The following is a 24,730-nucleotide window of genomic DNA, read 5'->3' as shown; positions in this document are numbered from 1 at the left end:
CTGGTGATACGTCGTTCGCGGTCATGAAGATCTCCTGCACGAGAGCGGATTTGCTGGAGCAGGGGCGATACCACGCGCGAGACCCGGTCGGGTCGAATTCCCGCCCCGGGGAGCGGCCCCTGTCCGATCCGCCTCGGACCTCGCGCGCGGGCCTCCTACACGCACGGCCTCGTCGATCGTTCCGCGTCCATCACGCCGTTCGGCCCCTCGGCCGGATCGGGAGACGCGAGCCCGCACGATGCGCCGGTCCCATCCGGATCCGCGTCGATGGGAGACGTGGCCTCCCGGGAAGCCTCGGCCTCTCGCTCGGCCCGGCGCAGCCTGGCCCGCGCGATGCGGCTTTGGCTGTCGCGCTGCGCGTCGTGGCGATCGGTCTCGCTCACCGGCTCGACCGGCGTGCCGGCGAGGTCATGGCGCATCGAGCCGGGCTGCGCCGCGGCGAAGACGTACAGGAAGCTCCGCGCGTAGTCGTGGATGGCCCGCTTCAGGGCGGTGGCCGGCACCTCGGGCTTGCGGCGGGCCGCGATCTCGGCGCCCAGGCCGAGCCGGAACGGCCGCACCACGTCGCCCTCCGCGGTCGGGAGCACGCCGATCGGCGCGACCAAGAGGTCGTTGACCCGGCGGGCCCGCTCCACGTCGCCGCCCCGGGCCCGGATCGGGCCGCGCGCCCGCGTCCAGGGCCGGAACGGCCGCGCGGGCTCGCTCCGCGGCGGTGCGGCGGTGGGGTCGACCGCGGCCGGCTCGGGGGCGGCCTCCCCTGCGGACGGGGTCGGGCCGGCCGGCGACGGGCGCGGGGCCGGCGGCTCGGGTGAGACGGGCGGCGTTTCGGTCGCGCGGGTGGGCGGCGGCCGCGTCGACGGTGCGGCCGCGGACCTGCGCGCCCTGCCCGGGACCGATCCACGCGGTTGCTCGCTCCGGGTCGCCATCGCGCCTCGCATCGCGTGCGGATCTACCTCTGCCCGGCACGCCCCGCGATCTATCGCGCCACGCGGAGAGCGCCTGTCAATTCACGACACCCACCCGAGGGAGCGGGTCCGGAACCGGCTTCCCGCGCCGCTGCGCCGAGGCGCCCGCTCCTACGGCGTCGGCACCGGCACGACCACCGTGCAGCGCTGCTCCGTGCCGGCCTTCGCCGCCGCCGCCCGGCACCCCGCCAACGCCTCGCGGTTCGCCTGCACCAGCCGGTGCGCCTCGACCAGACCCTGCCAGCCCGGCGCGCTCCCCGCCCGCATCAGCGCCGCCCCCGCATCCCACCGATCCGCACCCAGCACCGTCGCCGCCACGCTCAGGCCCACCCCGTCCGGCAGCCCGCGCGGCAGCACCAGCACCGCCAGAACCCCCGCTAGAACCCCCGCCAGGAACGCCGCCCCGCCGACACCGGTCAGCCACCGATCCTGACGTCGCCGCTCCCGCGCCCCGGCGATCCGTTCCGCGAGCTGGCGCTCGACCCGACCCAGATCCCGGGTCTGCCGCTCCAGCCCCTGCGCCGCCGCCCGCACCAGCGACTCGCCGCCGTTCGCCAGCACGCGGGCGTAGTGCTCCGGGCCCTGCCGCAGCATCGGCGACCGCTCCACCGCCGCCAGACGATCCTCCACCAGGCCCAGCGCCTGCACGATCCGCCCGAGATCGGGGCTGTAGTCCACCGGCGTGCCCTGCTCCTCAAACCGGGTCAGCGCCCCCTCCACGCCCCGGCGGATCGCCGCCATCTCCCGCCCCAGCCCGACCCCCTGACCCTCCACCGTCGCCCGAAGCGCCTCGAACGCCGCCGCCGGGTCGCCCGCCTCCGCCTCGGACGGCCCCGGCCCCACACGGCCGTCCCGCACGCCCTCGACGCTCCCGCCTCGTCCCCGCTCCATGCCCGGCTCCTCACATCTCCAGGCCCAGATCCTGGCCGCGGCTGCGCTGGACGACCCGCTCCCGCTCGCGGGCCAGCGCCTCCGCACGCACGCGCGCCTCGACCACCGCCCGCTCCTGCGCCGCAGCACGCTCCTGCTCGGCCGCCCGCTCGCGCAGGACCGCGATCATCTCCGGGTCCACCCCCACACCCCGCTGCAATGCCCGCATCCGCCCCTCGACCGCGCCGCGCGCCTCCGCGTGCTCCGCGCCCGGCAGGGCCGCGCGCTGCGCCTCCAGGTCCTGCCAGCGCGCCAGGAACCGGTCCGCCCGCACCGCCGGGTCCGCCAGCGCCGCGCGCTCGCGCTCCAGGCCCGCCACCAGCGGCCCGAGCCGGTCGCGCCCGCTCCGCTCCCGCATCGCCCGCGCCGTCTCCGGGTCGTGCTCCAGGCTCGAGCGCACCAGCGCGTGCGCGCCCGGCCGCGCCGCGTCCAGCGCCTGCCCCGCTTCCGCCACCGCCCGCGCGTGCCCCTCCAGCCGCGGCAGCCCGGCCGCCGCGTGCCGCTCGGCCGCGCTGTGCGCCCGCGCGTACCGGTCCAGCGCCGCCTCGAACGCCGACAGCGGCTCCAGCCGGTCCGTTGGCCGGTCCTCCGGCGACGGGACCTCGCTCGGATCCGGCCGGGCGGCCGCGGCGACCCGCGGGCCGACGCCGAGCCGCAACCCGTCGAACATCCCCCGCGTTCGCGGTGCCGGCTCCTGTCCGGGCGCCGCGGGCTCCGCCTGCGGGCGTGACGCGGGTGGACGCCGCCCCAGCTTCAGCCCGTCGAACAGGCTCCGCCGGGGGCACTCGGCCGCGCTCGCCGCGTCCCAGTCCGTCTCCGGCGCGGGTGCCGCCGCGGCGCGATCCGCCGGCCGCGTCCGCGCGACCGCCTCCTCGGCCCGCTCGGGCTGGCGCGGCACCGTGATCGCGCTGCGGATCCCGAACGCCTCCGCGATCCCGCGCCGCGCCGCGAACGCCTCCGCCGCCGCTTCCCCCGCGCCGGGATAGTCCAGGGTCGTCTCCTTCGCCCCCGAGCGCGACAGCTGCGCCGCCAGCCCGGCCCCGGCCAGCTCGGCCGCGTCCCGCACCCGCCAGCCCTGGCGCGCCCGCTCCGTGTCGTCCGCCGGCCGCACCGCCGCCGAGCCGGTGCGCTCCAGCCCGATCGTCGCCCCGAGCGCCGGCGCCGCCGCGGCCATCGCCCGCTCCAGGTCCGCGCCCCAGGTCGTGCGACGCTCCCCCGCCGCGTCCTCCAGCGTCACGAAGTAGCTCGCCCGGTTCGTCGGATCGTGCGCGTAGGGGGCACGCCCGTGCGCCACCAGCCGCCCCGCCTCCCGCCCGGCGAACTCGTCCGCCGCCGCGTACAGCCGCGCCGCGTCCCGGTGCCGGGTCATCGCCACGTAGGCCAGGTGCCGGTCCATCGTCGCAGACGCCAGCACGAAGCTTCGGTCCACCGTCGCACCCTGCGTCTTGTGGATCGTCGTCGCGTAGCCGTGGTCGAACGCCTGATACTCCGCCACCGGCACGCTCACCCGGCGCGCCGCCCCGTCCCGGCCGCCCCGTCGAGCCGGGCGGTCAGCCGGCCGTCCTCGGCCCGCTCCACCACCCCCAGCATCCCGTTCTTCACCCCGAGCGCCCGGCTGTTCTCCAGGAACACGATCCGGTCCCCGGGCGCGAACGCCCGCTCCCCGTCGTTGGTCCGGTAGCTCCGCTCCCCGGCTTCCTCGCACCGCGCCAGGGCGCCCCGCGCCTGGAGCGCGGATCGGATCTCGGCGTTCAGCGCCCGCACGTCCGCCCGCCGGTGCGCCATCGCCACCCGCGTCCCCTCCGGTCGTGCCGCCCGGTCGGCGAGGTAGTCCCGCACGATCGCCCCCCGCGCCGCCTCCCGGCCCGCCTCGATCTGGATCGCGCCGTGCTCGCTGTACGCCGCCAGCCCCTCGCCCGTCCGGTGCGTCGCGAACGCCACCGACGCCGCGCGCTGCCAGTCCTCCCGCTGCCGGCGGATATCGCTGAGTTCCGCGTGCCCGACCCGCTCCGCCACCGCCCGGAACGGCGCCCCCGCCCCGATCGCCTGGAGCTGCTCGTGGTCCCCCACCAGCACCAGCTTCGCCCCCGCCCGCTCCGCCTCGCCCACGAACCGCGCGAGCTGGCGCGAGCCGACCATCCCGGCCTCGTCGATCACCAGCACGTCGCCGCGCCCGAGCCGACCGTGGCCGTCATCCCAACCCCGCGACCACGACGCCAGGGTGCGGCTCGCGATGCCGGACGACTCCTCCAGCCCCTCCGCCGCCTTGCCCGACAGCGCTGCCCCGTGCACCCGGTAGCCCTGAGCCTCCCAAGCCTCCCGCGCCGCCGCCAGCATCGTGCTCTTGCCGGCCCCGGCGAACCCCACCACCGCCGCGATCCCCTCCGGCCCGGTCACGTGCCCGATCGCCCGCCGCTGCTCCACCGACAGCCCGGCCCCGGCCTCGCCCGTGCTCGCCCGGATCGCCGCGTCCTGCCGCGCCATCGCGCGCGCGACGTGCCGCCGCTTGATCCCGTGATCCCGCCCCGCGTGCAGCCGCTCGGCCGCCTCCGCCATGCCGGCCTCGATCGCGATCATCTCCCGCGTCGCGTACCGCGCCGGCTGCACCGCGCCCGTCGCCGGGTCGGTGCGCTCGGCTTGCAGCGTCACCAGCTCGGGCGAGGCGGTCACCGCCGCCAGCGCGTTCTGGAACCCCTGCGCGTCGTCGTCGAGACAGCGGTGCAGCGCCCGGGCGATGTCCCGCCGGTCGAACACGCTCTTCTCCGCCGTGATGATCGCCAGCACCTGCTCCGGCTGCGCGCGGATCACCGCCGCGTTGTGCTCCGCCGCCGCCGGATCGAGCCGCGTCCGCTCGACCGCGCCGCCGCGCCGCTGCACGGCGGTCGCCGCCACCCCCATGTGCTGCGTCGGCGCGATCTCCAGGCCGCGCTCCGCGTGGCTGCGGTGGTCGATCCGCAGGTCATGCCCCTCCATGGCGAGATGCGCGTTCGCCAGGCCCTCCCACGCCTGCCGGATCCCGACGAGCTGCGCCTGCGTCGTCGGCAGACCGCGCGGCTGCAACTGCTTGTTGGCCAGCTCCAGCGCGGTCTTCGCGCCGAGCCCGTCCGCCGTGACCGCCCGGGTGGTGGTCAAGAGGTGGGCGTGATGGTTGCGATCGTCGCCGTCGCGGTGCGGTTCGTGCACCGCGAAGTCCACCGCCGCGCCGGTGCGATCGGCCAGCTCCTGCGCGAACGCCCGCGTCAGCGCCGTGCGCGCCTCGGCGCTCAGCTCGTGCGGCAGCGCCACGACGAATTCCCGCGCCACCCGGGCGTCGCCGCGTTTCTCCGCCGCCTCCGCCGCGTTCCACAGCGCCGAGCGGTCGAGCGCCCAGGCCGCATCGACGCCCGCGGGCAGCACGATCTCTGTGTGGATCACGCCCGCCTTGCGGGTGTAGTCGTGCACAAGGCCATCGCTGGCGTTCTCCAGCCGCTCGGCGCTGCGGTAGGCCGCCGCCGCCACGGCCGAACGGCCCGAGGACCGGCCGACGACCGACATCTGGCAGTGGTAGATCGCCAACGGGGACGGCTCCGCGAATGGCCGAGCTTAGCAGCAAAGGGGTCGCCCAGCGACCCGTATTTGCGCCCTTCACATCCCCTTCCGCTTCGCTCCAGCCGATGCTCCGGTGTCCGCCCGCAGGACTACTTGTGCGAGTATGGTGGGGCTGAGCGTTGCAGAGCGGGCAGGCGGTCCGAGGAACTCAGTCACGCATTGATCAACGAGCTTGGCCGTAAGCGACGAAGTCAGTATGACGGGCTTGCCTCATCCAGGGAGACGGCCATGGCGCGACGGACGATCGCGGAGCGCATCGCGCAGCTCGACGTGCGGAAGAAGACCCTCCTGGCTCGCCTCGACAAGCAGGATCGCGCCCGCGACACCCGCCGCAAGGTCCTGCTCGGCGCCCTCGTCCTTCAGCGCCTCGAAGCCGGGCACGATCCCGCCTTCACCCAGCGCCTCGCCGACTGGCTCCGCCGCGAGCTGCCGGGCTTCCTCACCCGAGACGCCGACAAGGCCCTGTTCGCCGATCTCATCGGCCCTCCGGCGGGAACCGCGCGCACGGAAGCTCCGGTGAGAGGTACGGGCGCCGTCGAAGCCGAACGGGCGGGGGACGCCGCCGCCTGAGGGGGGATCCACGCATAGCCTCGGGCTCGGGGATCCCGTTTCGCGAAGCGCGTCGGATCGACCGGGTCACAAGAGGGATGGGGCGAGCCATGGCAGTCCGTCTCCGGGCGTCGCCGCAGGATCGTACGGTCACGCGACCGGGGCGGCGGATCGCCGGCCGGGTGCTCGTCATCACGATCGCCCTGGCGTCGGCCACGAGTCCGCCCGCCGACGCGACCGAGATGGCGGATCTCCTGGGCGTCTGGGAACAGGTCGCCTCGAACGCCGGCCCCTGTCCGGCCTGCACCATCGCATTCCGGGAGACGCTGGGAGGCGTCGTCGACGTCGCCAAAAAGCGGCTGGTGCGCGGACCTGCCGGCCCTGGACACCGGCGGCCCGGCCAGCGGGTATGGCTGCTGGCAGGACGAGCGCGTCGCGGCCTGGGTCGCGGGGCGACCGTTCACGATCCGCTTCCGGCTGGGTGAGGACGGCGTGCTCGCCATGACGATGACGGTGGAGGCCGGCTCGGCCCGTCAGCCCGTCGTCCGCGCCCGATACCGGCGCGCGTGGCTGGGCATGTGATCGCTTCAGCCCGCGTGTGCGACCCGCGCTCGACCTGCACCGCCTCGATCAGGGCGTGCAGGTTTCCGGCGTCGAGCGCCGTCTCCATCGGCATGTCCTGGGCGGCCGCGAGTTGCTCGCGCAGCTCGGCGTTCTCGCGCGCCGGGGCGACCATGGGCGCGGTCACGTCGACGCCCATCCCCCTCCCCGATTGACCGCGAGCAGGCGCGTCCATCCGTGCGGAGCGGCGGCTTCGACCACGCTCGGTAGACCGTCAGGCGGACTTGCGGGTCGGCCGTGATCTGGTGGCAGGATGGGTCCCGCGCCCCCGCGGGCCGGCGAGCTCCGGGCCTCCCTCTCCGGGGACGCCGGCGCGCTCGGCCTCCGCAGTCGCGCTTTCGGGTTCGAGCCCGGCGGACAGGACCTCGCCCATCCGCACCTGCCAGCCGGGCCCGGTGGCGCGGTAACCCGCGACGACGGTGGGCGGCAGCCGCAGCGTCACGAGCACCTTGCTCGCCTCCGACTTCGGCCGGCCGCGGCGGGTGAGCCGGGCGAACAGCTCCGGGTCCAGCGCCTCGGACGCCGGCCGGGCCTGCGCAGCCTCCTCCGGCGTCACGTCGGGGTTGTCGGGGTCGCGGGCGATCATCGCCTGCACGCGCGCCTCCTCGGCGTCGCTGATCGGCGGAGCCTTACGCTTCGTCATAGAGCCTCCTTTCGCTGCGGCTGGCGGGCCGCAGGCTGATGGCGGAGACGGCTTCGGTCCCGAGTGGCGAGAACACGAGCGCCACGAGCGTGCCGTCGAGGAAGCCGATCGCCTTGAACCGCGGGGTGCCGGTGCGACTTGCACGGCTCGGCAGGATCACCGCCGTCTCCCACTCGAACCGGTCGCGGGCATCGGCGAAGTCGAGGCCGTGCCCCTCCGGCTCCGGGAGGAGGTTCCGGGCACGCTTCACCTCATCCCAGACCATCGCCGTCATAGAATTGTTGTAACTACGGCAAGGGAAAGGCGCAAGCCATTTCCGTAGCTACACGCTGCCCTTCGGCATCTGGCATCCCCGATCACCTCTGCCGGGGTCGATCAGCCGATGCCGAAACGGTCTCCCAGCCCGCTCTCCGGCATCGTGGACCGGGCCCGCCGGACGCGGCCTCAGTCCCCCGGCGTCCAGTCGATGTCGGGCCGTTGCGCCAGCATGCGGTCGAAGTAGTCCGCCACCGCCTGCGCGCCGTCCGCGTGCATCATCGCGATCGGATGCGCGAGATAGGCGCGCGCCAGATCGAGCGGCATCCGGTCCGCCCGCAGCGCGCTCAGCACCTCGTCGATGAAGGCGTCGTTGGCTTCGTTGAAATCGCTCGTCAGCTTGTTGCGGTCGTTGAGCGCCCTGATCGGCATCCTGCCTCCGTCGATCGCTGGATCCGCCGCCAACCGGCGGGACCGATGGCGCGTTCCAGCCCGCCGCCCCTCCATCGAGGCCATGGTGATGACGGCCGAGAGGAGCGTACCGGCCGGCCGACGGCACCGCCTGCCGCGCCGGTGCGGCAGGCGCTCACGACTTCCGCGCGGCCCGCGCCATCGCGATCAGCTCGGCGGCGGTGAGCCCCCGCGGTGGCAGCGGGTCCGGGACCGGGACCAGTGGGGCGAGCCGTGGCGTCGGGAGGATGCGGGCTGGCCGGGCCGCCCAGAACCGCGACAGGCGAGCCGATGGGCTGTCCCCCCGGGCCGCTCCGGTGGCTGTGCTCGATCCCGTCATGGCGTCCCTGCCCCTGCCCCGGGCCAGCGATAGGGGCCCACGCGGCCGTGAGTCAGGCGGCCACGCGCGGAGGAGGCGGCGACAGCGCCGCGCTGTCGGCATGCGGGCGGGGGTGTCCGTGCGGGTCCGGCGCCCTAAGGCTACGCTTTCTTCACCACGGCGGGCGCAGGGGCGGTCCATGCCGATCCGGCGCGAGCACAGGTTCTTCTACCCGATCGACTGGCCGCAGCTCTCCGCCGTCATCCGGTTCGGCCGGGCGCGGGGCCGGTGCGAGGGCTGCGGACGGCCGCACGGGCGCCTCGTCCACCACCCCGGCGACGGACGCTGGTGGGACGGGGACGCCGGGCGCTGGCGCGACGGACGGGGGAGGCCGACCCGCCTCGCCGTCGGCACCGACGCGCTCGGCCTGGTCCGGACGACGCGGGTGTTCCTGGCCACGGCCCCCCGCAACCACGACACCGCCGACAATGCGGACGCCAACCTCGCGGCGTGGTGCCAGCGCTGCCACATGGTTTACGACCGCCCGGAGCACCGGCGCCGGCGCTGGGCGACCCTGTTCCGGCGCAGGGCGCTGGGAGATCTGTTCGATGGGCCGTATGCCTGAGGAGGACGCGCCACCCTGAGGCACGCTCAACCGCCGCGATGGGCGTGGGGATGGGCAACGCCCGCGATCTGCCGAACATCCCGGGGCCTGGGCCGGCGCGGTGCGGTGTCCAGATCCTCCACGCGCCGACCCTCACGCGACAACCCGGCCGACGCTTCATGGGCAGGCGCGCATCGGGATCCTGCGCTGGGTTATGGCTCTGAGCCAGCCTATAGAACCCAGTGCGGCGCGAGGCGTCCCACCAGAACTGGATCCGGGCGCGGCGGCGCCTCGACCCCGAGCCTCCTCGGGGCACTCCGGCGAACCGGGATGGTTGTAGCCTCGCCGGATCTTGCTCGGTCGTAGCCTATGGACTACACCATGACATGCTCGTCATCCGCCGCACCGACGCGTTCGCAGGATGGGTGAGCGGTCTTCGCGACGCGCGGGCGAAAGCCCGGATCGCCGCCCGCGTCGACCGCTTGGCGCTCGGGAATCCCGGGGACGTGAAGCCCGTAGGCTCCGGCGTGAGTGAGTTGCGGATCGACTACGGACCCGGGTACCGGGTGTATTTCGTCCAACGCGGCGAGACGGTGATTATTCTGCTGTGCGGTGGGGACAAGGGCAGCCAGAGCCGGGACATCGAACGGGCCAGGGCGCTGGCGGCGACGGTGTGAGGAGAGGACGCATGACGGAGACGAGGCCATACGACTCCGCGGAGTTCCTCGACACGGACGAAGCCGTGGCGGAATACCTTGCCGCAGCCGTCGAGGAAGGGGACGCGGCTCTCTTCAGCCATGCCCTCGGCGTCGTGGCCCGAACCCGCGGCATGACGCAGATCGCCCGCGAGGCAGGTCTGTCCCGCGAGAGCCTGTATCGGGCGCTCTCGCCGGAGGGAAACCCGAGCTTGGACACCGCCATGCGGGTGATGAAGGCCCTGAACGTCCGTCTGACCACCGCGCCTGCCGGATCCGGACAAGCCGTATCTGGCTGACGTCAACTGGCCTCGTCCTACGGGAAATCCAACTCGCCGGATGCTGAGCGGGCCGCTGCGGGATCGTCCGAGGCTCCGGTTCTCACATCGTGCGGTCTTCGAGAATGACCGTTATCGCCAGCAATGCCAGGGCCGTGTCCCGAGCAAGCACGCAGGCACGTCCGTCCGCACCTGCGTGCTTACGCACTGACGTAGTCACGTACACATTCAGGCACCGCACACGGTTAGCCACCTTCTCGCTCCAAGTAGGCGATCAGCGCAGCCTCGATCACCTCCTGGTGGCTTGCGTCACGGTCAAACGCGAACCGCCGGAGCCGTTGATACCGGGCCTCGGACAAGCGGAGCGTGAGCGACTTCGTGCGAGGCTCGGCATCGGACGTGGGGCGCAACGTCGGGGTTGGTACGCTTGCAGCCGGAGGTGTCGGAGGCAGCGTAGCCGTCGCCTCACCCCGCTGGGGCACGTCGGACGGCCGCGGCGCGCCCTTTGTCTGGATCAGCCCATCGAGAGAGGGTGTTTGCTTCCCAGCCATCGCTACCGCCCCACCTGTGCCTTGCTGGCTTCCTTACGCAACTGCGTCATGACGTACTCAAGCACTTCCTTTACCTCGCGGGCTGAAGCGGTCTCGGCTTCGATCTCCGTCACAGCCCGTCCCGAAATCGCCGCCGTCGGGAAATCTGTTCGGTCATGGATAACTGTTGGGGCGAGCTTACCGTGCTTCGCCAAGGCCATCACCGCCTGCATCTGGAGACGGGTCCGTGGCTTGGCCTGCGTCAGCACGAAGACGAAGGGGCACCCGGCATCCTCAATCAGGGCTAGCGTGTCGCCGACCGCGTCGAGATCGTCGGGGGAGGGGCGCACGGGCACCACAGCGAGGCTCGCATACCCAAGCAGCGTGCGCAGCTCCGGCCGAACCGACGGTGGCGTATCAACGTACAGGAACTCGATCCCGGCCTCGGCGAGCCGCTCAGCGCCCGCAGCGAAGTCCGCGACCTCAATCCGCACAAGCGCCGGCTGCTGGTCCTCGCGCCGGTTCCACCAAGACGTGAGTGACCCCTGCGGATCCGTGTCGAGGAGCGCGGTTGCGTAGCCGGCCTGATGCGTCGCCACAGCGAGGCTTCGCATGAGCGATGTCTTTCCTGCGCCACCCTTCTGGCTCGCCACTACCACGACGTGCATCATTGCCTCATTGCGTGCTTACGTCATGACGTAACTGCGTCAGTCCGTGGCCACGTGCTCAAGCTCGACGCCAGTGGTTAGCAGGAGATTACTTTCGCGCCAACCTATAGGCAGTGGCCTAGCGGGTAGGGTGCGCCGAGCCGCAGTCCTTCAAACGACCGCCCATAGTGGCAAAGGCACTGGTCAGGTCAGGCTGCTGCGACGGCGGGTGTGGCGGGCTGGCGTCCGAGGGTCCGGTAGACCGTCGGCCGTGAGATCCCGAACAGCTCGGCCAGGTCGCTGATCGCGTACTCCCCGGTGTCGTACATCCGGCGCAGCTCCTTCTGCTGGCGGTCGGACAGCTTCGGCTTCTTGCCGCGCAGCTTGCCCTTGGCGCGCGCCACCGCCATGCCCTCGCGCGTGCGCAGCCGGATCAGGTCCGCCTCGAACTCGGCAAACGTCGCCAGGATGTTGAAGAACAGCTTGCCCATCGGGTCGGCCGGGTCGTGCACGCTGGCGCCGAGCTGGAGCTTCACCCCCCGGGCGGCGAGCGCGTCGCCGATCGCGCGCGCGTCCGGCACGGAGCGGGCGAGCCGGTCGAGCTTGGGCACCACCAGGGTGTCGCCACCCCGCACCGCCGCCAGCGCCTGGTCGAGGCCGGGGCGGGCTCGGTTCGTCCCGGTGAAGCCCTTGTCGGTGTAGATGCGCTCGGCGGCCACTCCGAGCTGGAGCAGGGCGTGGCGCTGTGCGGCGAGGTCCTGCTTGTCGGTGGAGCAGCGGGCGTAGCCGATCAGCACGTGCGTCATGGGCCGGACTGTAACGTATGAGGCCCGGTCACTGCATCTTTTATCGTACCAATCGAGTGAGACGCGAGTTGCCTCTGCGGATCGAGGGTCCGCGAGTGGGCCGGCTGGCGTCCGCTGAACGATCCCCTTTCGGACGCACCGGGAGCGGCTGCTCCGGGTGCGTCCGAAAGGGGACGCAGCCGGTATATCGGTGAGGGACGCCGCTTCGCCGGCCCAATCGAGGTTCAGATATGACACCGAACGAACTCGCCGCGATCATTGACGGAGAAGGCGGTCCGGCGCCAACCTCGGCCGAGATCGAGGCGTTCGAGGCCCTGATCGGCGCCCGGCTGCCCGACGACTACCGCGCCTTCCTCGCCCTGACCCGCGGCGGGCGCCTGCGCAAGCCGGTCGTGTTCTCCCTAGCCGGTGAGGAGATCGGGACGGAGCGCGTCGGGTGCGTGGCGGGTCTTTGCGCTGACGAGGACTGCTCGCTGGAGGAGCGCCACCGAACGGCGTCCGACTGCGACATTCCCGAGGGCCTGCTCTCGATCATGACCGATGGCGGAGGGAACGACATCGCTCTCGTCCTGCGCCCGGATCGGTGCGGTGAGGTGTTCTTTCTCGACCACGAGGTGTCAGGTGGAGAGGGGCGCCCGACCTTGGAGGATGCTGAAGGCGAGGATTGGGTCTACGCGATCCGCTTTGCGTCGTCGTTCAGCGAGATGGTGGCCGGCTTCAGGAGCGCGCCCTTCTGAGGTCGCAGCAATCTGCATGGCCAAGATCGACAGGTCCGCAAGGGGTGGAAAGGGGGCCGTCTGCTTTCGACCGATCCCTCGCGAGTGCGGACGCTTTCAGAGCAGGAAAAGCAGGCCCGTCGGACGCGTGTCCCCGTGCACAGGATACAGACCGTTGACAACGTCGTTCACGCGTGAATGATTAACGTCTGAACGGAGGGCGGTCAGTGGCGACATCGACTGGGCAACGCGGGCTACGGCTGGACGACCAGCTCTGCTTCGCCCTCTACGCCGCGACGAACTCGGTCGTGCGCGCCTATCGACCGCTCTTGGGCGAAGTCGGGCTGACCTATCCGCAGTACCTCGTGATGCTGGCGCTCTGGCAGGACGGCGTGACGGCGGTGCACGACCTGGCCGCCCGTCTGCAACTCACGTCCAGCGCGATCACGCCCCTGGTCGACCGGCTGGAGGCGGCGGGCTTCGTCACCCGGGCCCGCGCCTCGGACCGGCGCGTCGTCCTCGTCGCCCTGACGGAGGCGGGCCGGCTGCTGGAGGAGCGGGTCGCCACGGCGCAGCAGGCCGTGGTCTGCCGCACCGGCCTCGGCGACCGCGACCTCGCCGACCTGCGCCAGGAACTGAGGGATCTCGCCGACCGCGTCGCCGCGACGGGCACGGCCCGTGGTGACGCGACGGGTTGAGGATGCACCGCGCGCAGGCGTGCGGATGAGGCTCCCCGCGGGGGCGAACTGAAACCGCGAGGGTTCGAGGCCGGCGTGGCTGACGACCCTGGCGGACCGATCGAGGGCCTGCGCACGCGCCCTCCAACCTGTCGGCTCGCGAAGGGCCGGACGGTGCCCGCACGCCATGCGGGTCGAACACGAGGAGGAGACATGGACGCGCAAGCGACCGGGGACCCGGGGGGCGGACAGCCCTGGGGGTCCCACAACACGGTGACGGTGGTCGATCCGTCGCCGGTGAACTGGCTCTCCATCACCTGGAACACGATGGAGGAGGCCAACCGCGTCGATCACGACGGCATCGGCCAGCCGAGCCTCGCCGAGAGCTGGCGCTGGCTCGACGGCGAAACCCTCGAACTCACGATGCGGGACGCCGTCTATCAGGACGGCGAGCCGTTCAACGCGGCGATGTTCAAGCTCGGCTTCGACAAGGTCCAGGAATGGACCAATCCGCACCCGCCGGGCGCCTTCCTGAACTTCGCCCGGGACGTGACCTGCGAAGCGGTGGACGACCGCACCATCCGCATGCGCTTCCCCGGCGGGGACTCGGCGGCGCTGATGAAGCTGCGCGGCATGCACCTGCCGTCGACACGCTTCTGGAACGAGTGGGGTTTCGTCGATCCGAAGACGGGGTCGGCCGAAGGTCATTGGTGAGTCATCGACGCGCCTGGTCCGTGGGGGACTGGCCCGTTCGTGCTCACCGAGGGCGTCTCGCTCATCGATAGCCGCTCCGACCGCGTGGTCATGGAGCCCAACCCGACGTACTGGAACCCGGCCCGCAGGCCGACGGTCCGGATCGTCTACGACAACGTGATCGGCAAGGCCGAGGGCATCCGGTCGGTGGCGGCCGGTGACGGCCGCGTCGACGTGGTGTTCGACCTGACGCCGGAGGAGGCGCACGCCTTCCCGGCCAGCGAGCACGGCAAGATCCAGACGAAGACCGCGAAGACGATCCTGACGGGCGTCTTCAACGAGACCCGTCCGGACTCGCCCTGGCGGCACGCCGAGGCCCGGCGGGCCCTCAACCTCGCCATCGACCGGCAGTTCGTGCTCGATCACGGCGCGCACGGCTACGGCACGGTGATTCCGGCCTTCATCCAGCCCGGCCGCTACGGCGCCGATCCTGGCATGAGTCCGTTCCCGCACGACCCCGAGGCCGCGAAGGCGGTGCTCGAAGCGGCGGGGGTGAGTGGGCGGGACATCGTGATCGTCTCGTCCCCCGCCTGGAAGGGCGTGGTCGAGGCGATCGGCCAGTGCCTCGCCAAGGTCGGCCTGGGCTGCCGCTTCGTCAGCGACCGGGGCGACCTGCCGGAGGAGTTCGACGTCAAGCTCGAATGGTACTTCGACTGGACGCCGCAATATCCGGTGGCCTGCGTGCACCGGGAGTTCTTCGGGCGTGACGCGACCCTGCGCCAGGGTCCGGAAGATCCGAAGTTCGACGCCCTCTACGAGAAGCTCTTGCATACGCCGGAGACCGAGACCGAGGGGGTGGTGCGCGAGGTGGAGCGCTACCTGCAGGACGAGGCCAAGGCCCTGTTCCTGTACTCGCCCTTCACCCTGTTCGCGGTGTCGGACCGGGTGGCGTTCACACCCTACGACACCTGCATGTCCGAACTCGCCGAGACCCGGATCAAGGGTTGATGCCTCCGGGCTGACGGGAATGCCGGCGCGGGGTGACCTGCGCCGGCCCTTCGCCTCCAACGCCGCTCGGTCGAGGGACAGCATGATCGTCGCGACCGCCGGGCACATCGACCACGGCAAGACGGCCCTGGTGAAGGCGTTGACGGGCGTCGACGCCGACCGGCTCCCGGAGGAGAAGGCCAGGGGCATCACCCTCGACCTCGGCTTCGCCTACGCACCGAGGAACGGTCGCCTGCGGGTCCCGCTCGGCTTCGTCGATGTGCCGGGCCACGAGCGCCTGGTGCGCACAATGGTCGCGGGCGCCACCGGCGTGTCCTGCGCGCTCCTGGTGGTCGCCGCGGACGACGGGGTGATGCCGCAGACGCGTGAGCACGCCGCTATCCTCGACCTTCTCGGCGTCGACCGCGGCGTCGTCGCGGTGACGAAGGCCGACCGCGCCGATCCCGACCGTATTGCAGCGGTGACCGGGGAAATCCATGCCCTCCTCGCTGGAACGGGGCTCGCGGCGGCGCCGGTCGTCGCCTGCTCGGCGTTGACAGGCGCGGGCATCGACGACCTCGCCCGCCTGCTGGAGGCCGCGGCCGGCTCCCCCGTCCCAGCAGATGCGGAGCGCGGCTTTCGGCTTGCCGTCGACCGACGCTTCACCGTGCCCGGTGCCGGCGTGGTCGTGACCGGGGCGGTGCATGCGGGCACGGTGCGCGTGGGCGACCGGCTCCTCGTCTCGCCCGGGGCACGCGAGGTCCGGGTGCGCGGCGTGCGGGTCCACGACGCGGTGGCCGAGACCGCGCGCGCCGGGGAGCGCTGCGCCCTGAACCTGGTCGGTCCTCGCCTGTCACTCGACGACGTGGGCCGGGGCACGTGGGTCCTGGCGCCGGATCTGCACGGGCCGGCGACCCGCCTCGACGTCTCCGTGCGCGTGCTGCCGCATGAAGCTCTGCCCCTGCGCCACCGGACCCCGGTGCATCTCCATCTTGGCGCGGCGGCGGTGACGGGACGGTTGCTGCTCCCCGGGGCCGGGTCCGTCGAGCCCGGCGCGTCCGCCCGGGCGGTGATCGCCCTCGACCGCGAGGTCGGCGCCCTCGCCGGGGACCGCTTCATCCTGCGCGACGTCTCGGCCGCTCGCACTCTCGGAGGCGGTCGGGTGATCGACGTGGACGGCCCCCGCCGCGGCCCCTGGACGCCGGAACGCCGGGCGGTCGTCGCCGCCCTCGACACCGCGGATGACGGTCGCGCGCTCCGGGGACTTCTCGCCACATCCGGACCCGGGGTCGACCTCACCCACCTCGCCCGCCTGCGCAACTTGCCCCCGGCCGCCCTCGATGCACTCGTCGCGGCTGCGGGGGCGGTCGTCGCGGAGGATGGCCCGCGGCTCGCGTTCAAGGGGGCGCGGGTCGCGGCGTTGGCCGCGGGGGTGGTGTCCGACCTCGCCCGGACGCACATGGCGCAGCCCGACAACCCCGGCCTGACCCGCGACGAGATCGCGTCGGCGGTCGAGGCCGGGGAGCGTCCGGCCCTCAAGGCCGCCCTCGATGGCCTCGTGCGGACGGGTCAGGTCATGCGGCGCGGCCCGCTGCTGCACCTGCCCGGCCACACGGCGCGCCTGCGTCCGGCCGACGCCGTCGTCTACGAGGCCGTTCGCGCCGTCTTGGAGGAGGCTGGCCTGGATCAGCCCCGCCTCGCCGTCCTCGCCGACCGCCTGGGCCGCGAGCCGGACGATCTCCGCCGCCTCCTCGACAAGGTCGGGCGCCTCGGATGGCTCCAGCGCATCTCGAAGAGCTACTACGCGCTGCCCGACGTGGTCGCCGAACTGGCGCGGATCGCGGACGTGGTGGCGCGGGAACATCCCGACGGCCTGCTGACGGTCGGGCGCTTCCGCGAGACGGCCGGCATCGGGCGTAACATGACCATGCCGCTTCTGGAGTTCTTCGACGAGAGGGGCTTCACGGTACGGATCGCGGAAGGACGGCGCATCCGGGCCGACTGGCGCGTCCTGGCCCCCGCGAACCTGCATGCCTCGCCATTGGAGGCTCCGGGTTCGGATCCGACGGACCTGAGGGTGTCAGCATGAAGGTGGGGGCACACTCGTGATTCCCGCTTGAGCATCCCGGAACGCGCCCCCGTACAGAGCAGCGTGCATCAAGGTATCCCGCGTCCCGCGTTGACGACCGCTTTCGGGTTTCGTTCGACACGAGTCAGACGGCTGGGTTGGGTCGAAACCGGAAGCGTCCGGTGTACCACCCCCTTGCGGACATCCCGGGGGAACGACCGGGTTGGGTGGATTTCTGCTGGTCCACTTCGGAGTACACCCTCGAAGACGCCGCCGTTGCCCTCCCGCCTGATGACGATCCTTCATGATCGGTCAATTCAGCGATCGCCTCCTGCGTCCGAGCGGCCAGGGCGAGCCCGACCTCCAGCAGTGCCATCCGCACGCCAAGCAGCATGGCGTTCGTCCCGTCGCCTTCCTCGATCAGTGAGTGGGCAATGATGAGGTGGTCGGCCACGAGGTCGAGGGTGTCGATCGGCATCGTCGCCGGGTGGGGTGGGGGCGGACCTCCGGTCCGGTCGCCGCGTTGAGCGACATGTGCGCGGAGGCTGCGATGTCCCTGTCAGATCCCACCCGCTTGGCGCTTACGGAGGCCGCCCTCACCTCAGCAGATCGCCTCTGGCGGGAGGAGATGCGCCGGACCTACGGGCCGGACGCGGTGCTGACCTACGGGTACGCTCCGGAAGGGCAGGGCGGGCTCGGCACGCCGCTGCGACGGAGCTACGAGGCGAGGCGGGTGGCGGTCGCCCTCTGGCGCCACGAGCGGCAACGAGCGGCCTGAAGGGTCGGGTCGATGGACACCCGCCAACCGCCCTCCCTTGAGCTGATCGCGGAGGGCGCGCACGCTCGGACCATCGTCAGACCCAAGGACGCCTGCCCGTATCCGGCAGGCTCACCCGAGCGGGTCGCCTGGCTCGAAGGGTATGACGGTACGCCCGCGGAGGACGGGCCAGATCTACCTGAGACCGACGCCTGACTCACCACTGGCCGATGCTGTGAAGAGTATCAGTCTGCTGTTTCCTATCCGGCCCGTCTGGCACTCCAGCTACCGCTGCACTCCACCAGACCGCCGCTGGTGCGCCACGTCCCGCTCCCGCTTCCCTTGCGACTGAGATTCCCGTTGATCGGTGCCCTGCTCGCCCCCTTGGTGATGGTCGCCTGCACGCTGCCGCGTTTCGAGACGCCGCCATCGATAGTGACCTCCGGGTCCGGGATCGAGGCGTCGCCGCCCTTGATCTGCACGCGATAGCTCGTGCTGGCCGCGCACGGACCATCCTTCGTAACCGCCGTGATCGTCCATGAGCCGTCGAACTGATCTGGCACTCGAACCTTGTTTCCGGCTGCCTCGGCCGGATTGAAGACGGCCGCCGTCAGGCAGGCAGCGAGGGTCGATACGAAGGCACGGGTCATGTTGCGGCTCTCGCGCACGAGCGATCGGGAGCCGACCGGACGTCCGAGGAACGGGACGACTCGCTGAGCGGTTTCAACCCAAAATGTCGCGTCGGCGTCGAGCATCATCGACCGTGATACGTGGTAAGACCTCATGCTGACAGGTAGCTTGCTCTGGTTGATCGGGGTGCCGATCCCCCTGATCATCCTGCTGTGGTTCTTCTTCCTACGCAGACGATAGAGGCTGGCACCATGATGGCCGACGCCGACAAGCCCCAGGGGGAGAGCGTGGTGCCGCCCACGGTGCCGATCCCCAACGTCAACGTTCCGGACCCGACCACCGGCAGCGAGCCCGGGAGCAAGGACGTGGTCAAGGACGCTGAGCGCCGGCCCGACGATCCCGACAAGGCGGCCGAGGACGGGCTGGCCTGAGCTTCAGCCCGGCACCTTCCTCGGACAGGAGCCGCCGGGCGTAGTGCCGCCCGATCACCTCGAACACCGGGGAGAACTTCGCGACCAGCCCCGGCACGATGACCTCGACGTGCATCTCGTCGTCGCCGACCTGGATCGCGGTGCCCACCCGCATGCCGTGACCGCTGGCCGAGAACGCCCGGCGCTTGCCGAACCAGTCGTCGGTCTCGATCGTGATCTGCTCCTTGACGAACTGCTCGAAGGCCCAGGCGGTGTGCAGGTCGAGCCGCCGCCGCAGTTCGGCAGCGCCGAGCGCGTGCGGGACGTTGAGGGTCAGCGTGACGGGCTTGGACATGGGCGAGCGGTGATCAGGTTGTCGAGCCTGTACCGCTCCGGCTACAGCGCCGCCCGATGACCGACAAGCTCGACCTCCTCCTGAACCGCCTCAAGGCGCGCCAGCGCGACCTCATCCTCGAAGCGGCCGAGACCGACGCCCTGCCCGCACACAGCACCATCCGCCAGATCGCCGAACTGGAGAATGCCATCGCCGCCGTGGAGGCCGTGGCGGCGGACGAGGCGGATCGGGAACGGCGGGGCCGCTGAGCAACTCTTCGGCACGACGCCGTTCTGCTACTGCTATAGGGGCATGATCCGCTCCTTGCCCCAGTCGGCGAAGCTGTTGCCCTCCTCCAGGCCGCTCAGCTCGTCGAAGGCGGCGTCCAGCTTGAGCAGGTCCCAGCAGATGGTCCGGGCGCCGATCCGGAACGGCTGGGGCACCTGTTCCTTACACGCCACCAGCCAGGAAGGGCGCGGCCGCAGCTAGGACCTGCGCCTTGGTCAGCGGTGCGTCGAACGCCCCGTCCCAACCGACATAGCCGCGCACCCGCCGCACCTCCGCCGCGTGCCGCGCCTCGACCGAGTGGACCTGCAACGCCGTCGTCAGCAGCGGCGTACCTTGCAGGTTGCCCGCTTGCCCCTTGTAGGCCGCCACCCCGAGATCCTCGAAGGTGCTCGACAGCGTCGTGAACGTGTCGAAGTTGGCGAACACGTCCGGGTACTTGCCCCGCCCGGTGAAGTCGAAGACAGGTGATGGGATCGCCGCCGGCCCGAGCGCACCCTGAAGCAGCCGCACGTGCGCGGTCTCGTGCCGGGCGAGCTGCGCGAACACCGGCCGGTAGCGGGCCGGGATCAGGCCGCGCGTGGCGAGGGCGGTGCGGTAGAACTCGGCCTCCAGATACTCCAGCGTCAGGGCGAAGCGCAGCACGTCCACGACCTGACCAGGTAGGCCTTGGGCGAAGGCCTCCGAGGACGCGACGGCGAGCACGGTCGGCGCGCTGGCGAGTGCCCCGAGCGTGCCGGCGGCGCGGGTAAACAGGCCCCGCCGCGAGGTCAGCCGGCTGGCGAGGTCGGGATCGAGGGTCTCGATCAGGGTGGGGGCGTCGAGCGTACCTGCGGTGATCGATGCGGTCATGGCGGCGTCCTCGATGACGGGGGCGAGCGGGGTCGGGTCGATCACGGCAACTGGCTCGCGCTGACGGGGGTGAGGACGAACGGCACCACCTTGGGCAGCACCTGCGAGGGCACGAGCGCGCGGTCGAGGCCATTGGCGTCGACGACGTCGTTGCCGGCGAATGCCGCGCTATACGGATTGAGCATGTCGCGGATCGTGGCGGCGTGGCGTGCCTCGACCGAGACGATCGAGCCGGCCTTGGCCAGGAAGTCCGGGTTGCGCAGAAGCTGGCCGGCGCCGTTGTAGGCGGCGACCCCGAGATCCTCGAAGGTGCGGGCGGTGCCGAGCACGCTCGGGCGGCTGGCGAAGTTGACCCGTCCGAAGTCGACTTGCAGGTCGGGGATGGCGTTGCCACCCAGCGCCGAGCGGAAGAACTCGCGGTGGGCGACCTCGTGGCTCTGGATGCCGGTGAGGCTCTGCTCGTCGGCGGCGTTGAACCCGCGGTAGGGCCGCTGCAACACTTGCGTGTAGAAAGCGGCTTCGAGCTGCTCCAGGGCGTAGGCGTAGTTCAGCACCGCGAGGTCGCCCTGGCCGAGATCGACCACACCGCCCGCGAGCGTGGCGCCGCGCTGGGCGAACGCTTCGGCGAGGTTCAGTTCGAGGAAGGCGGTCGAAGCGGCGAGCAAGGCCGCTGATCTCAGGAAGGTGCGCCGCGGGCGCGCGGCGTCTTCAGGACCCGTCTCGGATACGGAATGGGTGTGTGCTGGCATCGACGCCTCCCGGTGCGGCGCCGTGCTGGCATCGCTCCGCATGGGGTGGGTCTGCTCTCAAGCTTGAAAATAAACTACGTTAGAACCAAGCAGACAAATCGCCAGCTCGCGCAGTTTTTTTAATTCGTGAGCAAAATCTGAGTGCGTCGTGAAACTTCCACGCCGCGCTGATCGTACCAATAAGTTTTGCCCATTTTCTGGCACGCAAATTATCGGAAAGAATGATTGTTTGTAGGAACTTAGGCGAGAGATACGGGCTTGCTGGGATATCCGGATGATAGATCCGTCCTCGCCAGGAGATGTCCGTATGAAGATGACCCTTACGCTCGCCGCCGCCGTATTGATCGGTGGTTTCGCCCTCAGCGCCGGTCCGGCCTCGGCAGCGCCGATGACCGCGCACGGCTTCCAGGCTGGTCAGCCCGGCTTCACGCAGGTGCGCATGACCCGCAGCGAGCGGATGATGATGAAGAAGCGCATGATGCGGAAGAAGATGATGAAGCGCCGGATGATGATGAAGAACCGGATGTAAACCATCCGTCGGAGGTCGATGGGAGGCTATCCGTAAGTCCTCCCATCGGCCCCTATCGCCGACGAGGTTGAAGACTGGGCTCCTTTGGCCTCGCGATCATCTACAACATCCATCGACTGCCGTGTTTTGATCTGCGTGAGTGTGGGCGGAGGCCGTGTGGGCTATGGGTGGTCATCCCGGCCCTATATCCGCAGCGAGATCCCATGCCGCTGTACTTCTTCGATACCGCCGATCTCGCTCTGTCGCATCGCGACGTGGAAGGCACGACGTGCAGGGATGTGGAAGAGGCGCGCCGGCTCGCGGTCCGCGCGCTGGTAGAGATCATGGCCGACTGCACGCCCACCGACGATCGGGCCGCCACAATCCGTGTGCGTGACGCCGCGGGCGAACACGTCTACGCCGCCACCCTCAGACTCGACGAGCACAGGTAGGTGCGGTCACCGTGGAACTGGTCCATGACCGCGGACGGGCTGAGCCCGATGAGCCTCAGGCGGGGTATGCTGCGCGTCCTGCGCCCGTTGCAGGCCGCCGATCATCAGCAGCATGAACAACGCCATCGCGACCGGCACCAGAATGTGGGTCAGCATCTCCGCGTGCTTCTCGGCTCGGCCGATGCCGTAGATGCCGACGGTGAACAGGGTTGCCGCAGCGAGCGGGATGACGAAGCTGCCCATCATTTCAGGGTGTACCAGAATGGCCGTTCTTTGAAGCCGCATGAACCGCGTCGCCAGCGATAAAGGCGCAACTGACGCATTCAACACTGATTTATGTGAGTGCTCTCAGTCCGGCTCTCACTACGAGGCACGTATCGCTGGCTCTGTGCCGAGCCGTCAGCGAATGTGAGACCCACGTGCTCCCGGCTCATTGCCACGGAGCACGCTCATGCCCCGCTATTTCTTCGACATCCACGACAGCGGATCGACGCGCGACGATGTCGGCACCGAGTGCGCCGACCTCGACGCGGTGCGGCAGCAGGCCATGCGCGCCCTGCCCGACATCGCTCGTGAGGAGATCCCCTAGGACGGTGATCGGCGCACCTTCACTGTGCTGGTCACCGATGAGGACGGGCACCCGGTCTACTCGGCTACGTTGAACTACAGCGGATTGTGGTTGCTGCGCTGACCGCCTCAGGGCGCAATGACGGGGGTTGCGATGTCGAACCCGCTGATCCGCAAGCTGGAGGCAGCCGAGGCGCTGACCGTCGAGGACAGGGCGGTGCTGAACGCGCTGTGCACCGCGTCCCGGCAGGTCGAAGCTAAGCGGGACATCATCGCGCAGGGTGACACGCCGAGCGACGTTCACCTCGTGCTCGATGGGATCGCCTGCCGCTACAAGATCCTGGCCAACGGTGCGCGCCAGATCGTTGCGGTGCTGCTGCCCGGCGACTTCTGCGACCTGCACATCGCCCTGCTCGGCGAGATGGACCACACGATCGGCGCCCTCACACCGTGTAGGATCGTGGACATCCCTGCTGCTACCATCCGAGACCTCTCGCATCGCCCGCGCATCGCCCGAGCGTTGTGGTGGGCGACGCTGGTGGACGAGGGCACGCTGCGCGAGTGGCTGATCAACAACGGCCGCCGCGAAGCGCCGCAGCGGATGGCGCACTTCTTCTGCGAGATGCTGTTGCGCCTTCAGGCGGTCAGCTTGGCGGATGACAAGAGTTACGACATGCCGTTCCGGCAGTACGACCTCGCCGACCTGTTCGCCCTGACGAGCGTGCACGTCAATCGCACTCTCCGCCAACTGCGCGAAGCCGACCTGATCGTGCTGGAGCGGCGTCAGTTGACGATCCCCGACGTGGCACGCCTGATGGCGTTCTGCGACTTCGATCCGGCGTATCTCCACCTGGGATCGCAGCAGGCGCCCACGGTCGGATGAGACACGGTCGCATTGTAGTTCATCGATCGTAGTTGCTTACAGGGCCGTGCCCGGCCCGATCGGGTCACCGGGCATCGGATCCTGTAGGGATGGTGCGGTCGGGTATGCCGGGGCTGGCCATCGTTTGAGCCCAGTTCACATCGGTGAGCTGCCGCTCTCCATCATGTCGAGCCAGCACTCACCGGCAAGGCGTGCGCCTGTCCGAGTGGCGAACGCGTAGCGCGAGCGGGCCAGATCCGACCCGTCCGGCTTCCGAACGATCCAGTCGTAGCAACCTCGGTTCGCGCCATTCGGCACGACAGCGAGGCTGTAGGCTCTGCTCGATATCCTGCGCATGGGCGTCCGACGCTCTCAGCGTTCGCCGATCTGGTCCGGGTTCGGCTCGGTGGCATCCGCGGCTGGGATTGGCGGCGCTTCGTCGTCCGGTGCCTCACCGCCGCCCGCAGCGTGCGCGTCCGCCTCACGCCCGTGCCTCGGCAGACCGTCTCTGCCGACGTGTGCGCCCTTCATCCTACGCTGTGCGTCGTGCTCACGCTCGGATAGCTCGTCGCCGCTCATCGGTTCCCTCCTGCGATCAGCCTCGCGGGCGATCAGGTTCGCGAGAACGGCCCGCCCGTGGAACCAACCTCTTGACGATCCCCGAGTATCCGCCGCCCCGACGCGATCACCTGGATCACCGCTCGGCTCTCGCACTCGCGCCGGACCAGGGCTTCCAAGTCGCGCAGGTAGGCGATCACCGGCTCACGGGCAGACCGGTTCTGCCTGAGCGCCGGTCCGACCTTCGCCGTGACGTGCTCGGCGATCATCTCCCAGAACTCGGGAGGCGGTGGAGGACGTGCCCGCATCCGGCACCGATCAGGATTGGCCGCTCATCGCCGACAGCACGACGCCATCGCTGCCGACCTCGGCGCCGTCGTAGCCGAGCATCCGCGCGAGCTGCTCGCGGGCGCGCCAGACCCGGCTCTTCACCGTGCCGATCTGGCAGCCCATCACCGCTGCCGCCTCCTCGTAAGTCAGATCCTCGACCGTCACGAGCAACAGCGCCTCGCGCTGTGATGCAGGTAGATGCTCCAAGGCCGCGCGCAGGTCCTGGAGGTCGAGGTGGCCGCTCTGCTCGGGGATGCTGGTCAGCCGCTCGGCGTGGGCGCCGTCGCTGTCGGAGACCTCGCGGCCCTGCTTGCGGTGGGCGCTGTAGAAGACGTTGCGGAGGATCGTAAACAGCCAAGCCTCCATGTTGTGTGTTTAGGCGTGGAATAAGGACCCCGTTTTTGGGGTGATCGGC

General features: G+C 70.8%; 33 protein-coding genes and 3 pseudogenes. 17 read left to right on the top strand and 19 right to left on the bottom strand.

The window, feature by feature from the left end; all coding sequences use genetic code 11:
* Positions 1-155: 155 nt before the first annotated feature.
* The 3 genes and pseudogenes from Q8W71_RS26290 to traA all read right to left on the bottom strand — a co-directional run bounded on the left by Q8W71_RS26290 (position 156) and on the right by traA (position 5,450).
* Complete coding sequence (locus Q8W71_RS26290) at positions 156-635, bottom strand: ProQ/FINO family protein (protein WP_305528365.1); 480 nt, start codon at positions 633-635, stop codon at positions 156-158.
* 441 nt (positions 636-1,076) lie between these two features.
* Positions 1,077-1,856, bottom strand: coding sequence for a DUF6118 family protein (locus Q8W71_RS26285; RefSeq protein WP_305528364.1), 780 nt, complete (start codon positions 1,854-1,856; stop codon positions 1,077-1,079).
* A 10-nt stretch (positions 1,857-1,866) separates the two neighbouring features.
* Positions 1,867-5,450: pseudogene (gene traA / locus Q8W71_RS26280) on the bottom strand (Ti-type conjugative transfer relaxase TraA).
* A 261-nt stretch (positions 5,451-5,711) separates the two neighbouring features.
* Here traA and Q8W71_RS26275 point away from each other — a divergent pair.
* Both Q8W71_RS26275 and Q8W71_RS26270 read left to right on the top strand, forming a co-directional pair.
* Positions 5,712-6,053 carry a mobilization protein gene (locus Q8W71_RS26275; protein WP_305528363.1) on the top strand — a complete coding sequence of 114 codons (342 nt, stop codon included), beginning with the start codon at positions 5,712-5,714 and terminating at the stop codon, positions 6,051-6,053.
* Positions 6,054-6,142: 89 nt separating this feature from the next.
* Positions 6,143-6,517, top strand: a complete 375-nt coding sequence (locus tag Q8W71_RS26270) for a hypothetical protein (RefSeq protein WP_305528362.1) — start codon at positions 6,143-6,145, stop codon at positions 6,515-6,517.
* Here the strand turns inward: Q8W71_RS26270 and Q8W71_RS26265 are convergent.
* From Q8W71_RS26265 to Q8W71_RS26250, 4 genes are all read right to left on the bottom strand, one after another.
* A complete protein-coding gene (locus Q8W71_RS26265; RefSeq protein ID WP_305528368.1) occupies positions 6,493-6,792 on the bottom strand; it encodes a hypothetical protein in 300 nt (99 codons plus the stop codon). The two genes, Q8W71_RS26270 and Q8W71_RS26265, sit on opposite strands and share 25 nt — an antisense overlap.
* Positions 6,793-6,867: 75 nt before the next feature.
* Positions 6,868-7,296, bottom strand: a complete 429-nt coding sequence (locus tag Q8W71_RS26260) for a BrnA antitoxin family protein (RefSeq protein WP_370875542.1) — start codon at positions 7,294-7,296, stop codon at positions 6,868-6,870.
* Positions 7,283-7,570 carry a BrnT family toxin gene (locus Q8W71_RS26255; protein WP_370875541.1) on the bottom strand — a complete coding sequence of 96 codons (288 nt, stop codon included), beginning with the start codon at positions 7,568-7,570 and terminating at the stop codon, positions 7,283-7,285. The genes Q8W71_RS26260 and Q8W71_RS26255 overlap by 14 nt, the downstream gene beginning before the upstream one ends.
* A 170-nt stretch (positions 7,571-7,740) precedes the next feature.
* Positions 7,741-7,983: a hypothetical protein gene (locus tag Q8W71_RS26250; RefSeq protein WP_305528361.1), complete on the bottom strand. Its 243-nt coding sequence runs from the start codon at positions 7,981-7,983 to the stop codon at positions 7,741-7,743.
* 536 nt (positions 7,984-8,519) lie between these two features.
* Between Q8W71_RS26250 and Q8W71_RS26245 the strand changes: the two genes are divergently transcribed.
* The 3 genes from Q8W71_RS26245 (at position 8,520) to Q8W71_RS26235 (ending at position 9,918) form a co-directional block, all read left to right on the top strand.
* The gene (locus Q8W71_RS26245; protein ID WP_305528360.1) at positions 8,520-8,945 is read left to right on the top strand and encodes a hypothetical protein; all 426 of its coding nucleotides are present in this window, start codon (positions 8,520-8,522) and stop codon (positions 8,943-8,945) included.
* Between the two features lie 365 nt (positions 8,946-9,310).
* Positions 9,311-9,601 carry a type II toxin-antitoxin system RelE/ParE family toxin gene (locus Q8W71_RS26240; RefSeq protein WP_305528359.1) on the top strand — a complete coding sequence of 97 codons (291 nt, stop codon included), beginning with the start codon at positions 9,311-9,313 and terminating at the stop codon, positions 9,599-9,601.
* Positions 9,602-9,612: 11 nt separating this feature from the next.
* Positions 9,613-9,918, top strand: a complete 306-nt coding sequence (locus Q8W71_RS26235; RefSeq protein ID WP_305528358.1) for an addiction module antidote protein — start codon at positions 9,613-9,615, stop codon at positions 9,916-9,918.
* A 532-nt stretch (positions 9,919-10,450) separates the two neighbouring features.
* On the opposite strand, the gene Q8W71_RS26230 is transcribed toward Q8W71_RS26235, so the two are convergent.
* Both Q8W71_RS26230 and Q8W71_RS26225 read right to left on the bottom strand, forming a co-directional pair.
* Positions 10,451-11,098, bottom strand: a complete 648-nt coding sequence (locus tag Q8W71_RS26230; RefSeq protein WP_305528357.1) for a ParA family protein — start codon at positions 11,096-11,098, stop codon at positions 10,451-10,453.
* A gap of 185 nt (positions 11,099-11,283) precedes the next feature.
* Complete coding sequence (locus tag Q8W71_RS26225; protein ID WP_305528356.1) at positions 11,284-11,880, bottom strand: recombinase family protein; 597 nt, start codon at positions 11,878-11,880, stop codon at positions 11,284-11,286.
* Positions 11,881-12,110: 230 nt separating this feature from the next.
* Between Q8W71_RS26225 and Q8W71_RS26220 the strand changes: the two genes are divergently transcribed.
* From Q8W71_RS26220 to selB, 4 genes and pseudogenes are all read left to right on the top strand, one after another.
* Positions 12,111-12,617: an SMI1/KNR4 family protein gene (locus Q8W71_RS26220; protein ID WP_305528355.1), complete on the top strand. Its 507-nt coding sequence runs from the start codon at positions 12,111-12,113 to the stop codon at positions 12,615-12,617.
* Positions 12,618-12,823: 206 nt separating this feature from the next.
* The gene (locus tag Q8W71_RS26215; protein ID WP_305528354.1) at positions 12,824-13,294 is read left to right on the top strand and encodes a MarR family winged helix-turn-helix transcriptional regulator; all 471 of its coding nucleotides are present in this window, start codon (positions 12,824-12,826) and stop codon (positions 13,292-13,294) included.
* A gap of 192 nt (positions 13,295-13,486) precedes the next feature.
* A pseudogene (locus Q8W71_RS26210) lies at positions 13,487-14,974 on the top strand (ABC transporter substrate-binding protein).
* Positions 14,975-15,056: 82 nt separating this feature from the next.
* Positions 15,057-17,042, top strand: coding sequence for a selenocysteine-specific translation elongation factor (gene selB / locus Q8W71_RS26205; protein WP_305528353.1), 1,986 nt, complete (start codon positions 15,057-15,059; stop codon positions 17,040-17,042).
* A gap of 124 nt (positions 17,043-17,166) precedes the next feature.
* Here selB and Q8W71_RS26200 read toward each other — a convergent pair whose 3' ends face one another.
* Positions 17,167-17,499, bottom strand: a complete 333-nt coding sequence (locus Q8W71_RS26200; protein ID WP_305528352.1) for a hypothetical protein — start codon at positions 17,497-17,499, stop codon at positions 17,167-17,169.
* A gap of 72 nt (positions 17,500-17,571) precedes the next feature.
* On the opposite strand from Q8W71_RS26200, the gene Q8W71_RS26195 reads away from it, so the two are divergent.
* Together Q8W71_RS26195 and Q8W71_RS26190 are read left to right on the top strand one after the other, a co-directional pair.
* Positions 17,572-17,799 carry a hypothetical protein gene (locus Q8W71_RS26195; RefSeq protein WP_305528351.1) on the top strand — a complete coding sequence of 76 codons (228 nt, stop codon included), beginning with the start codon at positions 17,572-17,574 and terminating at the stop codon, positions 17,797-17,799.
* 12 nt (positions 17,800-17,811) lie between these two features.
* Positions 17,812-17,994 carry a ribosome modulation factor gene (locus Q8W71_RS26190; RefSeq protein ID WP_305528350.1) on the top strand — a complete coding sequence of 61 codons (183 nt, stop codon included), beginning with the start codon at positions 17,812-17,814 and terminating at the stop codon, positions 17,992-17,994.
* 44 nt (positions 17,995-18,038) lie between these two features.
* Here Q8W71_RS26190 and Q8W71_RS26185 read toward each other — a convergent pair whose 3' ends face one another.
* A complete protein-coding gene (locus tag Q8W71_RS26185) occupies positions 18,039-18,536 on the bottom strand; it encodes a heme utilization protein (RefSeq protein WP_305528349.1) in 498 nt (165 codons plus the stop codon).
* Between the two features lie 123 nt (positions 18,537-18,659).
* On the opposite strand from Q8W71_RS26185, the gene Q8W71_RS26180 reads away from it, so the two are divergent.
* The gene (locus Q8W71_RS26180) at positions 18,660-18,839 is read left to right on the top strand and encodes a hypothetical protein (protein ID WP_305528348.1); all 180 of its coding nucleotides are present in this window, start codon (positions 18,660-18,662) and stop codon (positions 18,837-18,839) included.
* Here Q8W71_RS26180 and Q8W71_RS26175 read toward each other — a convergent pair.
* On the bottom strand, positions 18,778-19,173 hold the full coding sequence (locus Q8W71_RS26175; protein WP_305528347.1) for a hypothetical protein: 396 nt from the start codon (positions 19,171-19,173) through the stop codon (positions 18,778-18,780). The genes Q8W71_RS26180 and Q8W71_RS26175 overlap by 62 nt on opposite strands.
* A 56-nt stretch (positions 19,174-19,229) precedes the next feature.
* Here Q8W71_RS26175 and Q8W71_RS26170 point away from each other — a divergent pair, with 56 nt between their 5' ends.
* The gene (locus Q8W71_RS26170; RefSeq protein WP_305528346.1) at positions 19,230-19,421 is read left to right on the top strand and encodes a hypothetical protein; all 192 of its coding nucleotides are present in this window, start codon (positions 19,230-19,232) and stop codon (positions 19,419-19,421) included.
* A 33-nt stretch (positions 19,422-19,454) separates the two neighbouring features.
* On the opposite strand, the gene Q8W71_RS26165 is transcribed toward Q8W71_RS26170, so the two are convergent.
* Genes Q8W71_RS26165 through Q8W71_RS26155 form a run of 3 tightly spaced genes read right to left on the bottom strand, consistent with a single transcriptional unit; the run spans position 19,455 to position 21,038 of the window.
* The gene (locus Q8W71_RS26165; protein WP_305528345.1) at positions 19,455-19,595 is read right to left on the bottom strand and encodes a hypothetical protein; all 141 of its coding nucleotides are present in this window, start codon (positions 19,593-19,595) and stop codon (positions 19,455-19,457) included.
* Between the two features lie 7 nt (positions 19,596-19,602).
* Positions 19,603-20,334 carry a ferritin-like domain-containing protein gene (locus Q8W71_RS26160; protein ID WP_305528344.1) on the bottom strand — a complete coding sequence of 244 codons (732 nt, stop codon included), beginning with the start codon at positions 20,332-20,334 and terminating at the stop codon, positions 19,603-19,605.
* Entirely contained in the window at positions 20,331-21,038 is a 708-nt protein-coding gene (locus tag Q8W71_RS26155) for a ferritin-like domain-containing protein (RefSeq protein WP_305528343.1), read from the bottom strand. Before Q8W71_RS26155 ends, Q8W71_RS26160 begins: the two co-directional genes overlap by 4 nt.
* A 307-nt stretch (positions 21,039-21,345) precedes the next feature.
* Between Q8W71_RS26155 and Q8W71_RS26150 the strand changes: the two genes are divergently transcribed.
* Together Q8W71_RS26150 and Q8W71_RS26145 are read left to right on the top strand one after the other, a co-directional pair.
* The gene (locus Q8W71_RS26150; RefSeq protein ID WP_305528342.1) at positions 21,346-21,567 is read left to right on the top strand and encodes a hypothetical protein; all 222 of its coding nucleotides are present in this window, start codon (positions 21,346-21,348) and stop codon (positions 21,565-21,567) included.
* Positions 21,568-21,770: 203 nt separating this feature from the next.
* On the top strand, positions 21,771-21,998 hold the full coding sequence (locus Q8W71_RS26145; protein ID WP_305528341.1) for a DUF6894 family protein: 228 nt from the start codon (positions 21,771-21,773) through the stop codon (positions 21,996-21,998).
* 6 nt (positions 21,999-22,004) lie between these two features.
* On the opposite strand, the gene Q8W71_RS26140 is transcribed toward Q8W71_RS26145, so the two are convergent.
* Positions 22,005-22,283: a hypothetical protein gene (locus Q8W71_RS26140; RefSeq protein ID WP_305528340.1), complete on the bottom strand. Its 279-nt coding sequence runs from the start codon at positions 22,281-22,283 to the stop codon at positions 22,005-22,007.
* A gap of 166 nt (positions 22,284-22,449) precedes the next feature.
* Between Q8W71_RS26140 and Q8W71_RS32985 the strand changes: the two genes are divergently transcribed.
* Together Q8W71_RS32985 and Q8W71_RS26130 are read left to right on the top strand one after the other, a co-directional pair.
* On the top strand, positions 22,450-22,587 hold the full coding sequence (locus tag Q8W71_RS32985; RefSeq protein WP_370875539.1) for a DUF6894 family protein: 138 nt from the start codon (positions 22,450-22,452) through the stop codon (positions 22,585-22,587).
* Between the two features lie 132 nt (positions 22,588-22,719).
* On the top strand, positions 22,720-23,448 hold the full coding sequence (locus Q8W71_RS26130; protein WP_305528339.1) for a Crp/Fnr family transcriptional regulator: 729 nt from the start codon (positions 22,720-22,722) through the stop codon (positions 23,446-23,448).
* 351 nt (positions 23,449-23,799) lie between these two features.
* Here the strand turns inward: Q8W71_RS26130 and Q8W71_RS26125 are convergent, their stop codons facing one another.
* From Q8W71_RS26125 to Q8W71_RS26115, 3 genes and pseudogenes are all read right to left on the bottom strand, one after another.
* Positions 23,800-24,006 carry a hypothetical protein gene (locus Q8W71_RS26125; RefSeq protein ID WP_305528338.1) on the bottom strand — a complete coding sequence of 69 codons (207 nt, stop codon included), beginning with the start codon at positions 24,004-24,006 and terminating at the stop codon, positions 23,800-23,802.
* A gap of 32 nt (positions 24,007-24,038) precedes the next feature.
* Positions 24,039-24,254, bottom strand: coding sequence for a hypothetical protein (locus tag Q8W71_RS26120; RefSeq protein WP_305528337.1), 216 nt, complete (start codon positions 24,252-24,254; stop codon positions 24,039-24,041).
* 49 nt (positions 24,255-24,303) lie between these two features.
* A pseudogene (locus Q8W71_RS26115) lies at positions 24,304-24,684 on the bottom strand (sigma-70 family RNA polymerase sigma factor); the annotation flags it as partial.
* Between the last annotated feature and the right edge of the window lie 46 nt (positions 24,685-24,730).

It is taken from the genome of Methylobacterium amylolyticum, assembly GCF_030700245.1.
In the GTDB taxonomy this organism is placed as follows: domain Bacteria; phylum Pseudomonadota; class Alphaproteobacteria; order Rhizobiales; family Beijerinckiaceae; genus Methylobacterium.
This window is presented reverse-complemented; position numbering and strand designations above follow the sequence as displayed.